Consider the following 14,496-nt stretch of genomic DNA (forward strand, 5'->3'; position numbering starts at 1 on the left):
TATGCCATACGCAAGACCAACACTGAGTGAGCTGCGGGCCAATGTCGCCGCCGACCAGGCGAGCGAGCTAGAGGGATCCGATCCGCTCCTGCGCTTCGCGAATCTGCGTATTCTCGGCGTCGGACAGGCGGGGCTTACGCACCTGCAGTATGGCTACCTGGACTGGATTGCCCGTCAATCGGTTCCGTACACCGCGGAGGATGAGTACCTGGAAGCCTGGGGGGCACTGAAGGGTGTCTATCGCAAGGACGCCACGTCAGCGGATGGCTTTGCAACCTTCGGCGGTACCGCCGGCGAAATTCCGGCCGGGTGGGGATTGGTGCGCAGCGATGGCGTGAAATACACGGTATCCGCTTCGGCGTCGATCGGGGGCGGCGGGAGTGTTCAGGTCGAGGCCATGGCGAACGACACAGGCGCCGCAGCAAACTGTGCCCTCGGCACGCAATTTTCGCTGGCATCCCCCATCCCGGGAATCCAGAGCAACGGCAGCGCCTCTTCTCCATTTACCGGCGGGGCGGACGTCGAGGAAAACGATGCATACCGCGCACGTGTGCTGGAGGCCTACCAAGAGTCGCCAGCCGGCGGCAACGAGGCCGACTACATTCGCTGGGCCAAGGGCGTGGCGGGCGTCACCAGGGCGTGGGTTGCGCGAAACGGGTTTGGCGCCGGCACTGTCGTCGTGTACGTCATGCTGGATCTCGCAAATGCCGAATCTGGAGGGTTCCCGATTGGCACCGACGGTGTGGCCACGGCCGAAACGCGAAGCGCCGTGAAGGCGACTGGTGATCAACTGCGAGTCGCCAATGCGCTGTATAGCCTTCAGCCCGTGACGGCTTTGATGTATGCCGTGGCGCCGATCCGGGACAACATCAACTTCACGATTACTGGCTATTCCGGTGCCAGTGCGGCGACAAAGAAATCCATCTCGGACGCTATCTCGGACGTCTTCTTCAGGAATGGCGCGCCCGGAGGGACGGTCAATCTCTCTGACATCGAATCGGCCATTTGGGCTGTTCCTGGAACGGCCGGGTTTGTCATCACGTTGCCCACGGGGAACATTACGAGTGCGACTGGTCATCTTCCCGTGCTCGGCACAGTCACGTAAATCTGAGGAGAGGAATGCCAGCGCCAAACCTGACGGACGCCGACTTCTTGCGGGCGTTTCAGGCGTTGCTCCCGCGCGGTCGCGTGTGGAATCGCGATTCGGATTCTACGCAGACCAAGGTCGTGGCGGGCCTGACCAAGTCCTATACACGGCTGACTCAGCGGTGCAACAACCTGCTGATTGATGCCTTTCCAGCTACCACGTATGAACTTCTCCCCGAGTGGGAAGCGACGCTAGGGTTACCAGATCCCTGCGCGGGGCCGGCGCCGTCGACACAAGTTCGCCGCAACCAGGTTATTGCGCGTCTCACGAACACCGGCGGCCAATCGGCCGCCTATTTCATTGGCCTGGCCCAGAAGCTCGGTTACGGCATCACTATCACCAACTATGCACCGTTTCGCTGTGGGCAAAGCACGTGTGGTCAGGCCTTGGGCAATCAAGACTGGTTCTTCACTTGGTCCGTCAATGCCCCACAGAACACCGTAGTGCGCTTCGCGGCGGGGAAATCCGCTGCCGGAGATCCCCTGGCGAGCTGGGGCAATCAAGTGCTCGAGTGCGAGATCTCGGCCATGGCGCCGGCGCACACCATTCTGCAGTTTCACTACCAGTGAGATTCCATGTACCAGATTGACAACTCGACCGCCGCGGTAACTCAGCCGGCTTCGACCCCCGCTGGCTCGGCCGGCTTTTTCACGGATGGGAACCCTGCCGGTGGCACCGCGGCGACGATCGTCCCTGCCGAGTGGCTGAATGCTGTGATGATGGAGTTGGTGAACGTCGTCACAGCCGGTGGACTTACGCCGACGAAGAACACCTTCGACCAAGTGGCGAAGGCCATCAAGGCCATCGGGAAGCAGCGCGTCATCCTGAACGATACCGGCGCGGTGAACGCTTACGCCGCAACGAACTCGCCTGCGTTGCTGGTCGGGACGTGGTTGGATGGCATTGCGCAGTCCGTGAAGATTACGAATGCCAATACAGGTCCCTCGACCTATTCTCCCGATGGGCTCACGGCAATTCCGATCTATGGATTGGGCCTCCAACCCCTTCAAGGCGGGGAGTTACGTGCTGGTGGTGTTGCCACCATGGTCCGCTTCACGATTGCGGGTGTGAATAGCGGTAACCCAATTTGTGTGTTGCTCGATTGTTTCGGCGGAGCCCAACAGGTAGGCGCTGCCACGGCGAGCAATCACGCGGTCCAGCTTGGCCAAGTCTCAGGAGTAGTCGGCACGGCCCGCAACCTGAAGATGAGTGTGACGGCTGCATCGCCCACTGCGACTCTGGCGGCCGATGAGATTGTTGTTGAGACATCGCTCGGCGGTCTGCGTTACTGCCTTTCAAATTTCAGCAGGACGATCAACCTCGCTACCACGGGGGTCGGCGGGATGGACGTCGGATCGGCGCCGGTTAGCGGTTACGTCGCGCTATACGCGATCTACAACCCGTCGAATGGCGCGATGGGCTTGCTAGCGGTGAACGCGACAGGCGCGGTCGCGCCGAACATCTACGCCGGTGCAAACATGCCTGTCGGCTATACCGCATCGGCGCTCGTTAGTGCGTGGCAGACGAACGGGAGTGGGCAGTTTGTGGCTGGCCTGCAGATCGATCGGAGGATCGGCGTAGCAGACAATTCTGTCCTTACCACGAGCAGCACAGTCGCTACGCCTCAAGCACTGAGTATTGCTAGTGCGGTGCCGCCGAACGCCAAGTTCTGCTCCGGTACCTTGGTGTGCAACAACACGGTGCCGTCGCTGTCTGGAACGATGTCACTATCCGTTTACGATTCCGATGCAAATACCGGGGGGCAGTCGATCGTGGGCGCTGCAGTGGGTCTGCGCGTTCCGTTCTCTCGGGTCGCGATCAATACGCCGCAGACCATCCGGTGGTCATCCGCAAACAACTCTGGATCCCCGACCTTTATCATCGTCATCAGTTCCTACGAAATTTGAGGCAACATGATTAATGTCGAATTTACGGATTCAACGGAGACAAAAATTATCTCCGTTTTCGGATCGCCACAAGACCCATCTTTGTACGTAAATCAAGGGACCGTTATGACCTCGGATCCGCGCTGGCAGACGTTCTACACCGCATTGCCGACGAGTGCGCAGGGCTCCGTGCCGGCTCCAACGGTGGACTAGTCTGACGGACCGCCAGTACCGTCGACCGACAAAATAGTCGATCGATCGCTTCATGCTCAAGCCCGCCGTTGCGGGATTTTTCTATCTCCGGGGAATCAATGCGACAAATCACGCCAGCGGAAGGCGCTAGCTATGCGGGTAGCGGTATCTCGATTGCTTCGTCACTCACGTTGACGGACATCGGCATCATCTTCGGCATCGTGACCGCCTTGCTCACCTTTGGCCTTAACGCCTACTTCCTGCGCCGTAAGGACCGGCGCGAAGCGGAGGAGCACGAGGCTCGCATGCGGAATCTCCAGGCGGAGGCGGAACATGGATAGGCAACGCATCGCAGTTCCGCTCCTGACGCTTTCGACCGCAGGGCTTCTGACCTGGCAGGCCTCCGAGGGCTTCACCGACCATGCCGTCATCCCGACGAAGGGCGACGTTCCCACGATCGGCCACGGCTCGACAAGGTACGAAGATGGCCGCCCGGTGCGAATGGGTGACACGATCACGCGCGAACGAGCCGCAGTATTGGCTCGCAACCTGATGACGGCGGACGAGAGGCGGTTCGCCGCCAGCCTGCCGGGCGTGAAGCTGTATCCGGAAGAGTTCGACATCTACATGAATTTCACAGGGCAGTTCGGAATCACCAACTGGCGCGCGTCCAGTATGCGTCGAGATCTGATAGCCGGCGACTACGTAGGGGCATGCAATGCGCTGCTGCTCTACAAGTTCTCGGCCAAGTACGACTGCAGCACCAAGATCAATGGTGAGCCGAACAAGCGCTGCTACGGCGTCTGGACTCGCCAGCAAGAGCGCAACCGCAAATGCTTGGAGGCCCAATGACTGCGTTCGCACAACTATCGAAGGTGCTGGCTACTGCTGAGCCTGGGAGCCTATGGTTTGAGTGCCCCGGCTGCGGAATGGCACACCGGATTATGCATGGGGCAGGTGAAGGCCCGCGCTGGGGTTGGAATGGTGATGTGGAACGGCCGACATTCACGCCGTCCGTTCTGGCCCGGTATCCGTGGGGGAATCCACAGGTGGAGCGCGTGTGTCATTCGTTCGTGACGGATGGCCAGATCCAGTTTCTGAATGACTGCACCCACTCCCTTGCCGGGCAGACGGTCGCCATTCCTGAGTGGAATACGCAATGAAATACGGAAGCCGGAAGTTCCTGACCGCCTTGATGGTCATCGCGTCTGCCGACGCCATGCTGCTGGTCGGGACGATCGACGCCAATGTGTGGGGTGCCACTGTCGCCACTGTGGTCGCCGCGTACATCGCTGGCAACGTCACACAGAAGGCGGTGGAGAAATGAGCGGCGCCATTTCGCGCGTGGTCGGCGTCGTTCTTTTCGCCGTAGCCATATTCGCCGCCGGTTGGGTGACCAATGGCTGGCGCAAGGATGCCGAGATCGATCGGATTAAGGCTGCCAGCGCCCAGGCGGACCTGGCCAGCGCCAACGCCGCGTTGGGAGACCTGCGCCTTGCCGGCGAGACGATCCGCACCAAAGCCGACGAGTTCAGCGTTGCGCAGACGAAGTTGGGCGCGAAGCTCGACGCCATCCAGAAGGACATGAAGAATGCGAAGCCTTTGCCTGCTGATTGCCGCCCTGATGATTTCCGGGTGCGCAAGCTGTCCGACGCCGTCGAAGCAGCCAAGCAAGCCGCCGCCGCTAGATAGCGCGCTGGCCGCGCCGTGCACAGTTCCCGATGCGCCGGCCATCGCGGACTATGACGCATGGCAGGAATGGGTGATTAAGGACTTGCTGGGCGCGCTTGGCGAATGTGCGGCGCGGCACCGGAAGACTGTCGAGGCGTGGCCGAGATGATGATGCCCTGCTCGGAAATCTGAGTCATGTGTGGACGTAAAAACGGCCACCGAAGTGGCCGCTGCCCCTACTGACAACTTGCGGGAAGTACCGAAGGGCAGGTACATGATAGAAGAAAACCATCCCCATGTGATCCCCCGGGAAGGGGTGCTGCAATCAAGGGGCCCGGCACTCCATGATCCAGTGCGTATAAGGAATCCATACCTGGTGGTACACCCGGCCGACAACATCATCGAACGCCGTTGAAGCAAGCTTCTTGTACCCATCACCATCCAGTATGTTCTGGCCTCTGTCCAAGCTCACGATCAACCGCGAAACCGTGTTCTGGTGGTTGTCATAGCAGCAGTCGATGGATACGAACCTTCCGCCGGGGCGAAGTGCCGACCTAGCAAGTCGAAACAGCTCGTGAGCGGTATCCGTATCAAGATGGTGTAGCACGCCAGAGGCGATGACTACGTCGAATTTTGGCAGGCTCTCCAAGTCCTTCGAGTCGAGGAGCTTGCATACAAAATTGCCTCTTGGTCCGTAGCGTTTGCTAGCTGCTGCGATGTAGCTTTCGCTAACATCGAATCCCCAATATTCGACTTCTGGAAGGTAGTCGAGCAGTTCTGCAGTGCCACAGCCGATGTCTAGCACTCGATCGCCAGGACGGGCGGCCACTTGTCGTGCAAAACGAGCGCGCCCCCATTTGCTACCAGTAAAAAGTTGAAACGCATCGTACACCGCTGGGTGCGAAAGAACCCGACGAATCCCTGTTGTTATTTGTGCCATTTTTAATTGATAGATAAATAGGTGACTATATCTCGTTCAATTGGATTTCCGGTAACTGCCGCTCCGGTTTATCCACCTTTGGCAATTACAAATATACCGAACAAAACAATTGCGGTTCCACCGACTCGATAAATATTCATCATGTCTCCGAAGATAAAAACTCCGCCGAGCATGACGAAAATATAAACAAGGCTAACAAACGGATACGCATAACTTATCTCAAGTTGCGTAAGCGTCAACATCCAGCACACGCCCGCTAGGAAGGTGGCCAGAACTGAGGAGAGAACCCAAGGGGTCAATAGCAAGTGAACCACATACAGAACTTTCGCCGAAACGGGTCCTGGCAAGGGGCCAGCCTGTCCGACCTGCCATCGCATCAGCAGTTGACTGTATATCGTTAGCGCCAGCATTAAGAACAGATAAATGTGGCCGGGAAGTCGCGACATGCTTATTTCCTAAATCTGAGCGGCCGCATGGCCGCAAAAACGATCGATGAAAGCACAACAGCTAACATTGGCTGAACCCACCAATAGGAAACTTCTGCAAAGAAGTTTGTTGCCCCTTGCGGTATCGAAAGGATTAGCCCAGGTGTGATCGATATGGCCAATAGGACTAGGATCATTTCGAGATCACTCATCTCCCTTAGCGCATCGCGTAGCCTGAGCCGATTCTCTACGCTTCGCGAAAGATACAGCCTGGCTGCGACGAACAAGATCGTCGGTCCAAAAAAAGCTAAAAATGAGGGGGGCCAGCGGTCCGGTGGCAAAATATCTCGGATGAAAGCGAAAGGCTTAATCATATCCATGAAACCAGGGCCGGCGTTTCCATCCCGCGTGACGACTTGAGTGACAACATACCCGTAGACCACTGCGCAAGACATCGCCAACCATGACAACAGGCGCTGGGGCCAAGCCATCGGTAACCTGAGCACGGCATAGGCGAGAAGGCCGCCAATGACCGCCCCGACGCTGATTTTAAGTGAGCAAAGCACTATCAGGTAGAGAGCGATCAGTGGGAATGCGTACCAGCGAAGTCGAACCGGCCCAGATCGGCCAAGCTGATCAAGCAACCAAATTCCCGGCAGATAGGCGACTAGCACAGCCACGCCGAAAGACTCGCTGTGGAACACGTTATCCCAAACGCCGAGATCGCGCCGGTATGAAGCAGAAATCAAGCCGACGAACACGGTAAATAGAGCCACCCAGAATGGGCCGAAGACCTCCTGTTCGGAGCCGTCGCGGGAAGTCGCGAGTCCGATTCGGCCGAGGTAGCCTCGGAATGCCATTGCAAAAACAAACATCGCTAGGAGGAACAGCGGCGCAAACAGCAATGGGAAAACGACGGCGTAGAACTCCAATGCACTGATACCCATTATGTGGGACAACAGCCCTGCCAAGTGGTGGCTTGCAAAGTGGTATGGGAACGGGGTGATGCCGTCGACCCCCAGTGAGCCGGCATTGAAGCCTTGCAGCATGTTGACGATTGCGGCATGGAACATCATGTCCACATGCGCGGTACCCGACAGCACGGCATCATCCACCCACGGAGTCTTATACCCGTCGACGTAAGTCAGAAGGAATGCCCAGTAGCCAACCAAGGCGCTCGCGCCCACTGCGATGACGGCGCTGAAGCTGCGGGTTCTCCATATCACGACCGCGTTTCGAGCGACCACCGCAACGATAGCAGCCCAAGCGAGTTCGTTATGGCCGGCGAAGATCCATACGAAAACGGGAAGTCCGCAAATACCCACCAGCAAAGTAAGCCATTCAGATTTCTGCCCTGGAATCCATTCGTTGGACTCGAATGCTAGTGCAATGGCGCAGAGACTCGCCGCGGCCGCGGCCAACGCAGCGTCGATAACTTCGGAGTTCTGGTCAGTGATCAGGCCTGGCGCGCGTAGCGAAAAGTACACGGCGATCCCAAAGCTGAGCGTAGCGGCCACACATCCGATGTAACCGCTTTCCGCAAATGAGTTGGCGCTAGGCTTCAGCCACTTCAAAATGCTACGCAGCACAAGACATCCTCTCCGACGTGAACTGGTGGTTCTCCTTTCTGATCACGACAATATGCGTGAACCCCCGCGCGGAGGCGAGCTTGCAGGGAAACTCGGCTTCGTCTTCAGTCATGGGGTGCCGCGGTGCCAAGTACTGATAGCCGTACGATTCAAAGCGGCATTTATCCTGTTCTGGAGCGAACGGACTTAGAAGCGGCATGCCAGTGATAGCGGGCACAACGAAGGGTTGAATGGCACATGCATCTAGCAATGTGTCATACGGCTTATCGACATAAGCACCGCGATAGAAATCCGGGTCAAGGATGACGACGCCGTAAGGCGTTCTGCCGTGCAGTTCCTTGTCGCGTCCTAAATTGGTGAGCAGTTCGTAAAGTCGCGACCGCTCCGCGATGTTTGTTGAGTCATCAATCGTCTGGTGCGATCGGACCGCAGTGACAGCGCTCTTTGCTTCCGCCATCTTGTCCGCAAACTTTTGATGGTAGGAAATAACGTTTGTCCCGGCCAACGCAATGCCCACAACCGCCAGCATGCAAACCGCTGTGCTTCGCCAACTGATCACGTCTGTCTCGCGTTCCGCAAAAACGACGATCTTATATCAAAGTAGATACATCTCAAGAGCATTTACCCCTGAAACAGAGCCAAATCTTGGCCGCTAAGCCGCGCCGCATCGCAAGCACTACGCAGATTTGTGGCGTGCGTGGTCGAGTTAAGCGAGCGCCGAACGCCCCTGCGGGGGGGGGCTGCCGCTCAAAAAAATGCCACGAACCGCTATGACCGTGGCAGAAGGAATTAGGAAGTAATCGCCGGTTTCCCGGCATGGCGGAGAATGCCTCAGGGCTGCCCGCCGCGCATCGCCCGAACGGGGCACAACTCTATCTGTCAAGTCAGCGCTTTGATTGCATACGAAGCCCGTTCGTCCATCATTCGCCCTCAGGCGTGAGGTCGATTTCGGCGCCGATCTCGCGCATGCGGTCCAGCACGCGCTTCAGTTCCTCATCTGAGAGCGCTAGGCGCGCCGCGCCGAAGAACAGCATCTGCGGGGCCATCTCGCGCGGCTGGGCGCCCCCAGTGTACTTGCGCCACTGCTGGCCTCCGGCCACGCCGAAGAGTTCGGCCATTTCTTCACCGGTGCGTTCCAGTTCGGCTTTCAGCCGCTGCAGATCATCTGTCGAGGGAGGGGAATAGAGCATATGAAAAACCCGCCTTCCGGCGGGCCTTGGATCAGTTCAGGAACAGCTTGGTGAGAGTGACCGTCGCAGCGATCAATCCGGAGGCGTACACCACCGGAAGCCAGAACCGCTCGCGGGTCATTTTGGCGGCTTCCGCGTTGAGCTTCACAGTCTCAGCCATCAGCTTGCCGATTTCGGCTTCGGTCTTGAGGATGTCCAAGGTCTTTTCCATTCGATCGTCCTTTCGGGATGTCGGGCGGCGCGGCGCGCTACCTCTGAGACGTATATTAGCACCAATGGGGCTAATTGCAAGGGCTTTCGACGACTACGCTAAGTCGCCAGTGGCGGCCGAAGTCTTGACACGCGGAGGCACTGGCGCCGGCTCTGCAACCATGGCTTCGGCCGGGAAAAGCCTGAGAAAGCTGCGGGCTACCTCCGGATCGCGGCAGGCCAGCCAGTCGTCCCATACTTTGCGCGGCAATATCACCACGCCGCGCTTCTCGTCCCCAGGCTTGTGGAAGCGTCGCATCAGCGGATGCCCATCGGCATTGAGGGTTGGCATAGTGAACGAGACGGCACCGTCCGGCCAGTTGCGCCACAGGCCGGCAATTGCAAACGGCTCGCCGCCGGGTAGTCCGATCTTCCACCGTACAGCTTTGCCCGCCTCCCAGTTCGGCTCATAGAAGCCCGTGGCTGGGATCAGGCAGAGTTGGCCGGCCTTCCAGTGCTTGGCGAACGAGCTGAGCTTCCCGATGGTCTCCATCCGCGCATTGGCGGTGGGGTAGTACCGGACGCCTGGCGCGATCTTCCCTTTGGGGACCATGCTGAACGTGCCTAGTACGGCCTCGCGGTCACCGTCGGCGTTCGCGCGGATGATAGGGGCTGCATAGTCCGGCCACGCTTCAGCCTTCCACTCACCTGGAGGTGGCTCGACTCCGAAAATGTCTCGCAGGACCTGGCGCTGGACGGGGGCGTAATTTACGCACATTGGGATGTCTCCTCTGCAATGTGCTCCATAGTAGTCCACGGGTTTGATGACATGGCTGGGTCCTGGCTTGTCTGTGATACTGTATGAATATACAGTATTGCTATGTCAACCGGATTCGAGCCGCCACCGCTTCCAGTGCCGCCATACGAGATCGGGGAGTCGATCTGTCGTTACTGCGCGCGGCTACGCTTTGGGGTGCGTTATGAGTACCCCCATCCGCGCATGTGGGCGGAGTGCGTGCACGCGGTGCCATACGCGCCAATGGTCTGGGCGAACTCCTGCGATCATTTCATGCGGGAGATGGGGGTGGACTGACATCGATTTGCCAGCTTTTTGCCAGCATTTGCCAGAAAGCCGCGTGGTTGAGCCAGATTGCTGGGGTTCGAGTCCCCTCCCTCGCACCAACCTACCTATAAGTTGCGTAATCGCAACTTATACACTCCAAGCCAGTCGGTGGCACTAGATGCCGCGAAGCCAAGCCCAGCAAGGGCTGACGGGTAATTCGTCCGTTTGACGCCGGGCGAAGTGTGCCCCTCCTCGGCACTATAAAATCACCGCTCCCCATTTTTCCTACGGATTTCCCGCGGAATCGGCTACGGCTCCATCCAAGGTGACCAAGGAAGGGTTGGCGAGCGATAGATCTCAGCCAAGGGCACGCGCGACACCGGACCATGGTGAAGTCGGAAGATTGAGGTTCAGTCCTTGGGGCTGAATGTCATCGTGAGTTTTTCCGGCGCCTTGCCATTTTCGCCACGCGGCAGCGGATCAGATCGCTCGATTGCACGCATCACGGCGCTATCCCAGGCCGCATCTCCACTTGACTTCGTTAGTCGCAGCAACAGCAGCTTGCCATCCTGTGCCAACAGCATCGTCACCTCTGCGGACGGACTGCCTTCGATAGCGGTGTCAAGCATGAGGTTGGCTGCAACCTTGCGACGCACGCGATCCGAGTATCCCAACGAGTCCGTGCCAGCAGTCCGATTCGGCGCACCGCGAACAGCAAGTGCCTGGAGGCGGGCAATTTCGGAGCGACGTTGCGCATCGGCGGTCGAGTTGCCATCAGGCCGTGGGCAAACCGCTTGCGCAATCTGGTCGCCGACGGTATCGGGATATATGGTCGCTTCGTTTTGAACATACCCCGGGATCTCCGCGCCATCGACCCACGTTCCCTTGTTGTCGAAATATGCGATTGACTTCAGGCGTATCGAAAATGACGTGCAACTTATCGTATGAGCGGTGACGATCCATGCGTAGCGCTTGCCCTTTGGCGATTTCCCGAACTTTGTCTCCCGTACGAAAACGGTGCGGCTGGTCCCCAGCGCTTGCACTCGCTCGGTGTTCCAGGAGCGGGTCTCATCAATGGCTTCCCAGCCGGCATGCGCAACGGAAGCAGAAGCCGCGCCGATACTTAGCGCGGCGAAAATCTTGGTGGCGAGCTTCATTTCCTTGCTCCAGCAAACTCACCTTTCAAGATAGGCGTTATGCAGACGGATGACTTTGCTCAGGCCGCCCCTGATTTTGCATCTCGCGCCATGTGAAGCAGGATGTCGCTCTCTGGGGGAGTCTGGTCCGGGCGGATAGTGTCGAAGGGCATTGAGATTTGCGGACGCAAGGGTAAACCCCTTTTTATGTTGCCCTGAGTGCGCGCGGGTGCGCTGGTAGAATTCGCGCCATATTTGCAGCTTTGATACGTTGATCAATGTTCTCCAAGCAAGAGTGGAAGTTATTTGGTTTTGCGGTTCTTTTGACGCTCATGTCAAGGGCTTCTGCGTTTGTCAGTCCAACCTTCAACGTCGATGACCTTTGGTTCTGGGCTGCCAACTTTGATTTCGTCACCTCCCAAACGGCTTTTCGGGAAGGGCGATTCACAGGTCCATTTTTATACGCCTTCCAGTTTGCCCTCGGCATCAACGGCCCCCGGGCGTTCGCGCTGTCGGCGACGCTAATGGCGATGAGCCTTGCGGTCAGCTCGATTCTCGTATGTCGTATCTGGAAAATCGACGGGAATCTGATTGCGTCGGGCTTGGTGGTAGCTGTCCTCAGTCAGCATCCATATCAGACCGATCTTTACACTTGGAAAATGGCCATGCTTACTGGCGGTTTTCCATTCGTCATGACGATGTCGGCTTTATTGATCGCGGCTGGCAGTGTGCGGAGGTTCCTCATTGCGGTTTTTATAATAGTATTGGCATTTGGTATTCATCAAATCCCGCTACAGTTGGCTGCCGCAACTTTGGTGCTTGCCGTTCCAATCCGACTTCTTCAGCGAAACTTTGTGCTTCGTGAGTGGCTGCTAATGGTGGCGGCATTGCTTGTCGGGACGATTTTGTATGTCGTCGTCGCAAAGCTTGCCATTCACTACGTGCCTCACTTTGAAAGTGTGGGGCGAGACAAGCTCATCATATTCTCGGATCCGCAGTTGGTCGTGGAGAGGATTTGCGAGCTGGCCGGTGTATTCACAATGAGCGATCCTCTGACTGGGTGGTTGTCTCGGCTGTTGCTCGCGTGCCTGCTGTTGGTCGGTTCGGTGGGGATTTTGCTGCAGGGTGGCGTCTCGATTGGCAAAAGAGCGGCTATCCTTGCGCTCCTGATGGCGGGCATTGCTATCGCTTTTGTATGTTCGGTCGCGCTGACCGTTGTCCCGGTGGCATGGATGCCAGCGTTTCGGAACCTGATGGCCATCAATCTGGTGTGGGCTGCCATCATTCTCGTTGCCTACCTTGTCGTGCACTGGCGCGGAAGAGGCGCGGTCGCGGGCGTCACGATTCTCATATTGCTGGGCTTCATGGGGGTGAGTGGCGAGATTCTCAGCGATCAACAGCGAGCAAATAGTCGAGATGTTTTGCTGATGAATCGAATCAGTGCGGACATAGAGAAGCTTCCAGACTTCAATCGGATAAAGCTGCTTGCTTTTGTGGGAACGACTACCGCGCCGTTGAGGAAGCTTAGAACCGCCTCGGATTTTTCTATCGGTTGGTATAACTACGGCACAACCCTGTCCGTATTCTCGGTCTGGTGGCCTGGATATCTCGTTGCGCTATACAACGAAGTCAATGGTGCGACCATGGCATGGGCCGATGAAGGCCCTGTGATGTTGCAGGCGCGCGATTACTGCAAGGGGAAGCCGAGTTGGCCCGCTCGTGAGGCAGTGAAGTCGATGGGGGATTGGGCAATCGTTTGCGTTGGCCCATATCAAAAACCCGCGCCCGGCCGACTGGAGAGATAATCGCGCTTCGGACAGAACGAGGTGCACCGCCTCATACAATCGCCCAGAATATTTCCCGAGATAGCAGACGTGAAACACGCCGCGCCCAAGCGCAACGACGAAATCCAGGCAGTCCGCGCCATTGCAATATTGATTGTCATCGTGGCGCACTCTCCAGTCTTGTTTCGCTGGGGAGGGCAGTGGTCCGCAATCGGCAAGGGGTTTTATGTCGGTGTTGACCTGTTTCTCTGCCTCTCGGGGTACGTCATCACCAAGAGCCTTTGCGGACGCTTGCTCGTCGCATCGGGAAACGACTTCTGGCGGGAGGTTGCGGCGTTCTGGGTGCGCCGGTTGTATCGCATCACCCCCTCGGCCTGCGTGTGGTTGGCCATTCCACTACTCGCTTATTCGTTGGCCAGTGGGCGAGTGGAAAGCGCAAATATTTCGGATGTCCTGTCGGCCGTATTTCATGTAGCCAACATTCGTAGCTGGCAATGCCAGTGGATTGTCCGGAGTGGATGTGGCGATTTTGGACACTACTGGAGCCTGTCGCTCGAGGAGCAGTTCTACCTCGTCCTGCCATTCTTGTTCCTGCTGTTCCGCAGGCGGATCCATCTTGTGCTGCTCGCGATCGTCCTGGCGCAGGTCTTTCTTCCGCGGCCCTTGGGTAGCGTCTTCGGTCCCATCAAAACGGATGCGCTGATGTTGGGTGTATTGCTGGCGCTTTGGTCAGAGCATTCCACCTACCGCATCTTCGATCCGCATCTTGCGTCGTCCCGCCTGAAGCTTGTTCTGCCTCCGCTGCTTGTCGCCGGCCTGGTCGGCTTTGCCCGTTATGAGCCGGTGCCGTTTTTCCTGGGGATGGTGGCCCTGGTATCAGGTCTGATTATCTGGCTTTGCTCGTACGACAAAGGTTATTTCATTGCTGACGGCCCCATTCGCCGTGGCTTGGCCTGGATTGGGGAGCGCTCCTTTGCCATTTACCTGATCCATCCCTTTGCATTCTGGATCACATGGCAAGTCATGCGCGCCGTCTATCCGGGTGTGGAGTTCAATGGCACCTTTACTGTCCGGTTCGCAATGGTCGCGGCAGTGATTGTCCTGGTGCTGTCGGAACTCAGCTATCGCCTGATAGAGCTGCCTTTTAGAAAGCGTGGAGTTGCTCGGTCCAACGCCATCGCCGCGCTGCGGGATGGTCGCGCCGGACCACAGGTCAACCTCTAAGGTAGCGGGCCTGCGAGTGGCCCGATAAAACAGCCCACGAAGCGGACAGGCATCGCGAGC

General features: G+C 57.8%; 18 protein-coding genes. 10 read left to right on the forward strand and 8 right to left on the reverse strand.

Going from position 1 to position 14,496, the window contains the following annotated elements; all coding sequences use genetic code 11:
• Position 1 precedes the first annotated feature (1 nt).
• The 8 genes from CYJ10_RS29480 to CYJ10_RS29510 all read left to right on the forward strand — a co-directional run bounded on the left by CYJ10_RS29480 (position 2) and on the right by CYJ10_RS29510 (position 4,917).
• On the forward strand, positions 2–1,105 hold the full coding sequence (locus CYJ10_RS29480) for a baseplate J/gp47 family protein (protein ID WP_101684986.1): 1,104 nt from the start codon (positions 2–4) through the stop codon (positions 1,103–1,105).
• A gap of 14 nt (positions 1,106–1,119) precedes the next feature.
• The gene (locus CYJ10_RS29485) at positions 1,120–1,716 is read left to right on the forward strand and encodes a YmfQ family protein (protein WP_101684987.1); all 597 of its coding nucleotides are present in this window, start codon (positions 1,120–1,122) and stop codon (positions 1,714–1,716) included.
• Between the two features lie 6 nt (positions 1,717–1,722).
• The gene (locus CYJ10_RS35005) at positions 1,723–3,054 is read left to right on the forward strand and encodes a hypothetical protein (RefSeq protein ID WP_257993594.1); all 1,332 of its coding nucleotides are present in this window, start codon (positions 1,723–1,725) and stop codon (positions 3,052–3,054) included.
• 290 nt (positions 3,055–3,344) lie between these two features.
• A complete protein-coding gene (locus CYJ10_RS29495; RefSeq protein ID WP_101684988.1) occupies positions 3,345–3,566 on the forward strand; it encodes an HP1 family phage holin in 222 nt (73 codons plus the stop codon).
• The gene (locus CYJ10_RS29500) at positions 3,559–4,077 is read left to right on the forward strand and encodes a glycoside hydrolase family protein (RefSeq protein WP_101684989.1); all 519 of its coding nucleotides are present in this window, start codon (positions 3,559–3,561) and stop codon (positions 4,075–4,077) included. The genes CYJ10_RS29495 and CYJ10_RS29500 overlap by 8 nt, the downstream gene beginning before the upstream one ends.
• Positions 4,074–4,388 carry a DUF6527 family protein gene (locus CYJ10_RS34475; protein WP_101684990.1) on the forward strand — a complete coding sequence of 105 codons (315 nt, stop codon included), beginning with the start codon at positions 4,074–4,076 and terminating at the stop codon, positions 4,386–4,388. The genes CYJ10_RS29500 and CYJ10_RS34475 overlap by 4 nt, the downstream gene beginning before the upstream one ends.
• Positions 4,385–4,552 (forward strand): hypothetical protein, encoded by a 168-nt coding sequence (locus CYJ10_RS34335; protein ID WP_180863108.1) that lies wholly within the window; start codon positions 4,385–4,387, stop codon positions 4,550–4,552. Before CYJ10_RS34475 ends, CYJ10_RS34335 begins: the two co-directional genes overlap by 4 nt.
• A complete protein-coding gene (locus CYJ10_RS29510; RefSeq protein WP_101684991.1) occupies positions 4,549–4,917 on the forward strand; it encodes a hypothetical protein in 369 nt (122 codons plus the stop codon). The genes CYJ10_RS34335 and CYJ10_RS29510 overlap by 4 nt, the downstream gene beginning before the upstream one ends.
• 304 nt (positions 4,918–5,221) lie before the next feature.
• Here the strand turns inward: CYJ10_RS29510 and CYJ10_RS29515 are convergent, their stop codons facing one another.
• The 8 genes from CYJ10_RS29515 to CYJ10_RS29550 all read right to left on the reverse strand — a co-directional run bounded on the left by CYJ10_RS29515 (position 5,222) and on the right by CYJ10_RS29550 (position 11,449).
• A complete protein-coding gene (locus CYJ10_RS29515; protein WP_101684992.1) occupies positions 5,222–5,836 on the reverse strand; it encodes a class I SAM-dependent methyltransferase in 615 nt (204 codons plus the stop codon).
• A 68-nt stretch (positions 5,837–5,904) separates the two neighbouring features.
• A complete protein-coding gene (locus tag CYJ10_RS29520; protein ID WP_101684993.1) occupies positions 5,905–6,282 on the reverse strand; it encodes a hypothetical protein in 378 nt (125 codons plus the stop codon).
• Positions 6,283–6,284: 2 nt separating this feature from the next.
• Positions 6,285–7,850, reverse strand: a complete 1,566-nt coding sequence (locus CYJ10_RS29525; RefSeq protein ID WP_101684994.1) for a hypothetical protein — start codon at positions 7,848–7,850, stop codon at positions 6,285–6,287.
• Positions 7,840–8,379, reverse strand: coding sequence for a hypothetical protein (locus CYJ10_RS29530; RefSeq protein ID WP_101684995.1), 540 nt, complete (start codon positions 8,377–8,379; stop codon positions 7,840–7,842). The genes CYJ10_RS29525 and CYJ10_RS29530 overlap by 11 nt, the downstream gene beginning before the upstream one ends.
• A gap of 391 nt (positions 8,380–8,770) precedes the next feature.
• On the reverse strand, positions 8,771–9,040 hold the full coding sequence (locus CYJ10_RS29535) for a hypothetical protein (protein WP_101684996.1): 270 nt from the start codon (positions 9,038–9,040) through the stop codon (positions 8,771–8,773).
• A 31-nt stretch (positions 9,041–9,071) separates the two neighbouring features.
• Complete coding sequence (locus tag CYJ10_RS29540; RefSeq protein WP_101684997.1) at positions 9,072–9,251, reverse strand: hypothetical protein; 180 nt, start codon at positions 9,249–9,251, stop codon at positions 9,072–9,074.
• A 93-nt stretch (positions 9,252–9,344) separates the two neighbouring features.
• Positions 9,345–10,007: an SOS response-associated peptidase gene (locus tag CYJ10_RS29545; protein WP_101684998.1), complete on the reverse strand. Its 663-nt coding sequence runs from the start codon at positions 10,005–10,007 to the stop codon at positions 9,345–9,347.
• Between the two features lie 695 nt (positions 10,008–10,702).
• Positions 10,703–11,449, reverse strand: coding sequence for an energy transducer TonB (locus tag CYJ10_RS29550; protein WP_101684999.1), 747 nt, complete (start codon positions 11,447–11,449; stop codon positions 10,703–10,705).
• Positions 11,450–11,706: 257 nt separating this feature from the next.
• Between CYJ10_RS29550 and CYJ10_RS29555 the strand changes: the two genes are divergently transcribed.
• Complete coding sequence (locus CYJ10_RS29555) at positions 11,707–13,233, forward strand: glucosyltransferase domain-containing protein (protein WP_101685000.1); 1,527 nt, start codon at positions 11,707–11,709, stop codon at positions 13,231–13,233.
• Between the two features lie 69 nt (positions 13,234–13,302).
• Complete coding sequence (locus CYJ10_RS29560) at positions 13,303–14,436, forward strand: acyltransferase family protein (RefSeq protein WP_180863109.1); 1,134 nt, start codon at positions 13,303–13,305, stop codon at positions 14,434–14,436.
• Positions 14,437–14,496: the final 60 nt, after the last annotated feature.

The organism is Cupriavidus pauculus (assembly GCF_002858765.1).
GTDB lineage: Bacteria > Pseudomonadota > Gammaproteobacteria > Burkholderiales > Burkholderiaceae > Cupriavidus > Cupriavidus pauculus_B.

What these genes read in the sequence shown, in the direction of transcription:
- CYJ10_RS29480 (WP_101684986.1), top strand. Translation starts at nt 2, where the DNA reads ATGCCATACGCAAGACCAACACTGAGTGAGCTGCGGGCCAATGTCGCC.
- CYJ10_RS29485 (WP_101684987.1), top strand. Translation starts at nt 1,120, where the DNA reads ATGCCAGCGCCAAACCTGACGGACGCCGACTTCTTGCGGGCGTTTCAG.
- CYJ10_RS35005 (WP_257993594.1), top strand. Translation starts at nt 1,723, where the DNA reads ATGTACCAGATTGACAACTCGACCGCCGCGGTAACTCAGCCGGCTTCG.
- CYJ10_RS29495 (WP_101684988.1), top strand. Translation starts at nt 3,345, where the DNA reads ATGCGACAAATCACGCCAGCGGAAGGCGCTAGCTATGCGGGTAGCGGT.
- CYJ10_RS29500 (WP_101684989.1), top strand. Translation starts at nt 3,559, where the DNA reads ATGGATAGGCAACGCATCGCAGTTCCGCTCCTGACGCTTTCGACCGCA.
- CYJ10_RS34475 (WP_101684990.1), top strand. Translation starts at nt 4,074, where the DNA reads ATGACTGCGTTCGCACAACTATCGAAGGTGCTGGCTACTGCTGAGCCT.
- CYJ10_RS34335 (WP_180863108.1), top strand. Translation starts at nt 4,385, where the DNA reads ATGAAATACGGAAGCCGGAAGTTCCTGACCGCCTTGATGGTCATCGCG.
- CYJ10_RS29510 (WP_101684991.1), top strand. Translation starts at nt 4,549, where the DNA reads ATGAGCGGCGCCATTTCGCGCGTGGTCGGCGTCGTTCTTTTCGCCGTA.
- CYJ10_RS29515 (WP_101684992.1), bottom strand. Translation starts at nt 5,836, where the DNA reads ATGGCACAAATAACAACAGGGATTCGTCGGGTTCTTTCGCACCCAGCG.
- CYJ10_RS29520 (WP_101684993.1), bottom strand. Translation starts at nt 6,282, where the DNA reads ATGTCGCGACTTCCCGGCCACATTTATCTGTTCTTAATGCTGGCGCTA.
- CYJ10_RS29530 (WP_101684995.1), bottom strand. Translation starts at nt 8,379, where the DNA reads ATGCTGGCGGTTGTGGGCATTGCGTTGGCCGGGACAAACGTTATTTCC.
- CYJ10_RS29535 (WP_101684996.1), bottom strand. Translation starts at nt 9,040, where the DNA reads ATGCTCTATTCCCCTCCCTCGACAGATGATCTGCAGCGGCTGAAAGCC.
- CYJ10_RS29540 (WP_101684997.1), bottom strand. Translation starts at nt 9,251, where the DNA reads ATGGAAAAGACCTTGGACATCCTCAAGACCGAAGCCGAAATCGGCAAG.
- CYJ10_RS29545 (WP_101684998.1), bottom strand. Translation starts at nt 10,007, where the DNA reads ATGTGCGTAAATTACGCCCCCGTCCAGCGCCAGGTCCTGCGAGACATT.
- CYJ10_RS29550 (WP_101684999.1), bottom strand. Translation starts at nt 11,449, where the DNA reads ATGAAGCTCGCCACCAAGATTTTCGCCGCGCTAAGTATCGGCGCGGCT.
- CYJ10_RS29555 (WP_101685000.1), top strand. Translation starts at nt 11,707, where the DNA reads ATGTTCTCCAAGCAAGAGTGGAAGTTATTTGGTTTTGCGGTTCTTTTG.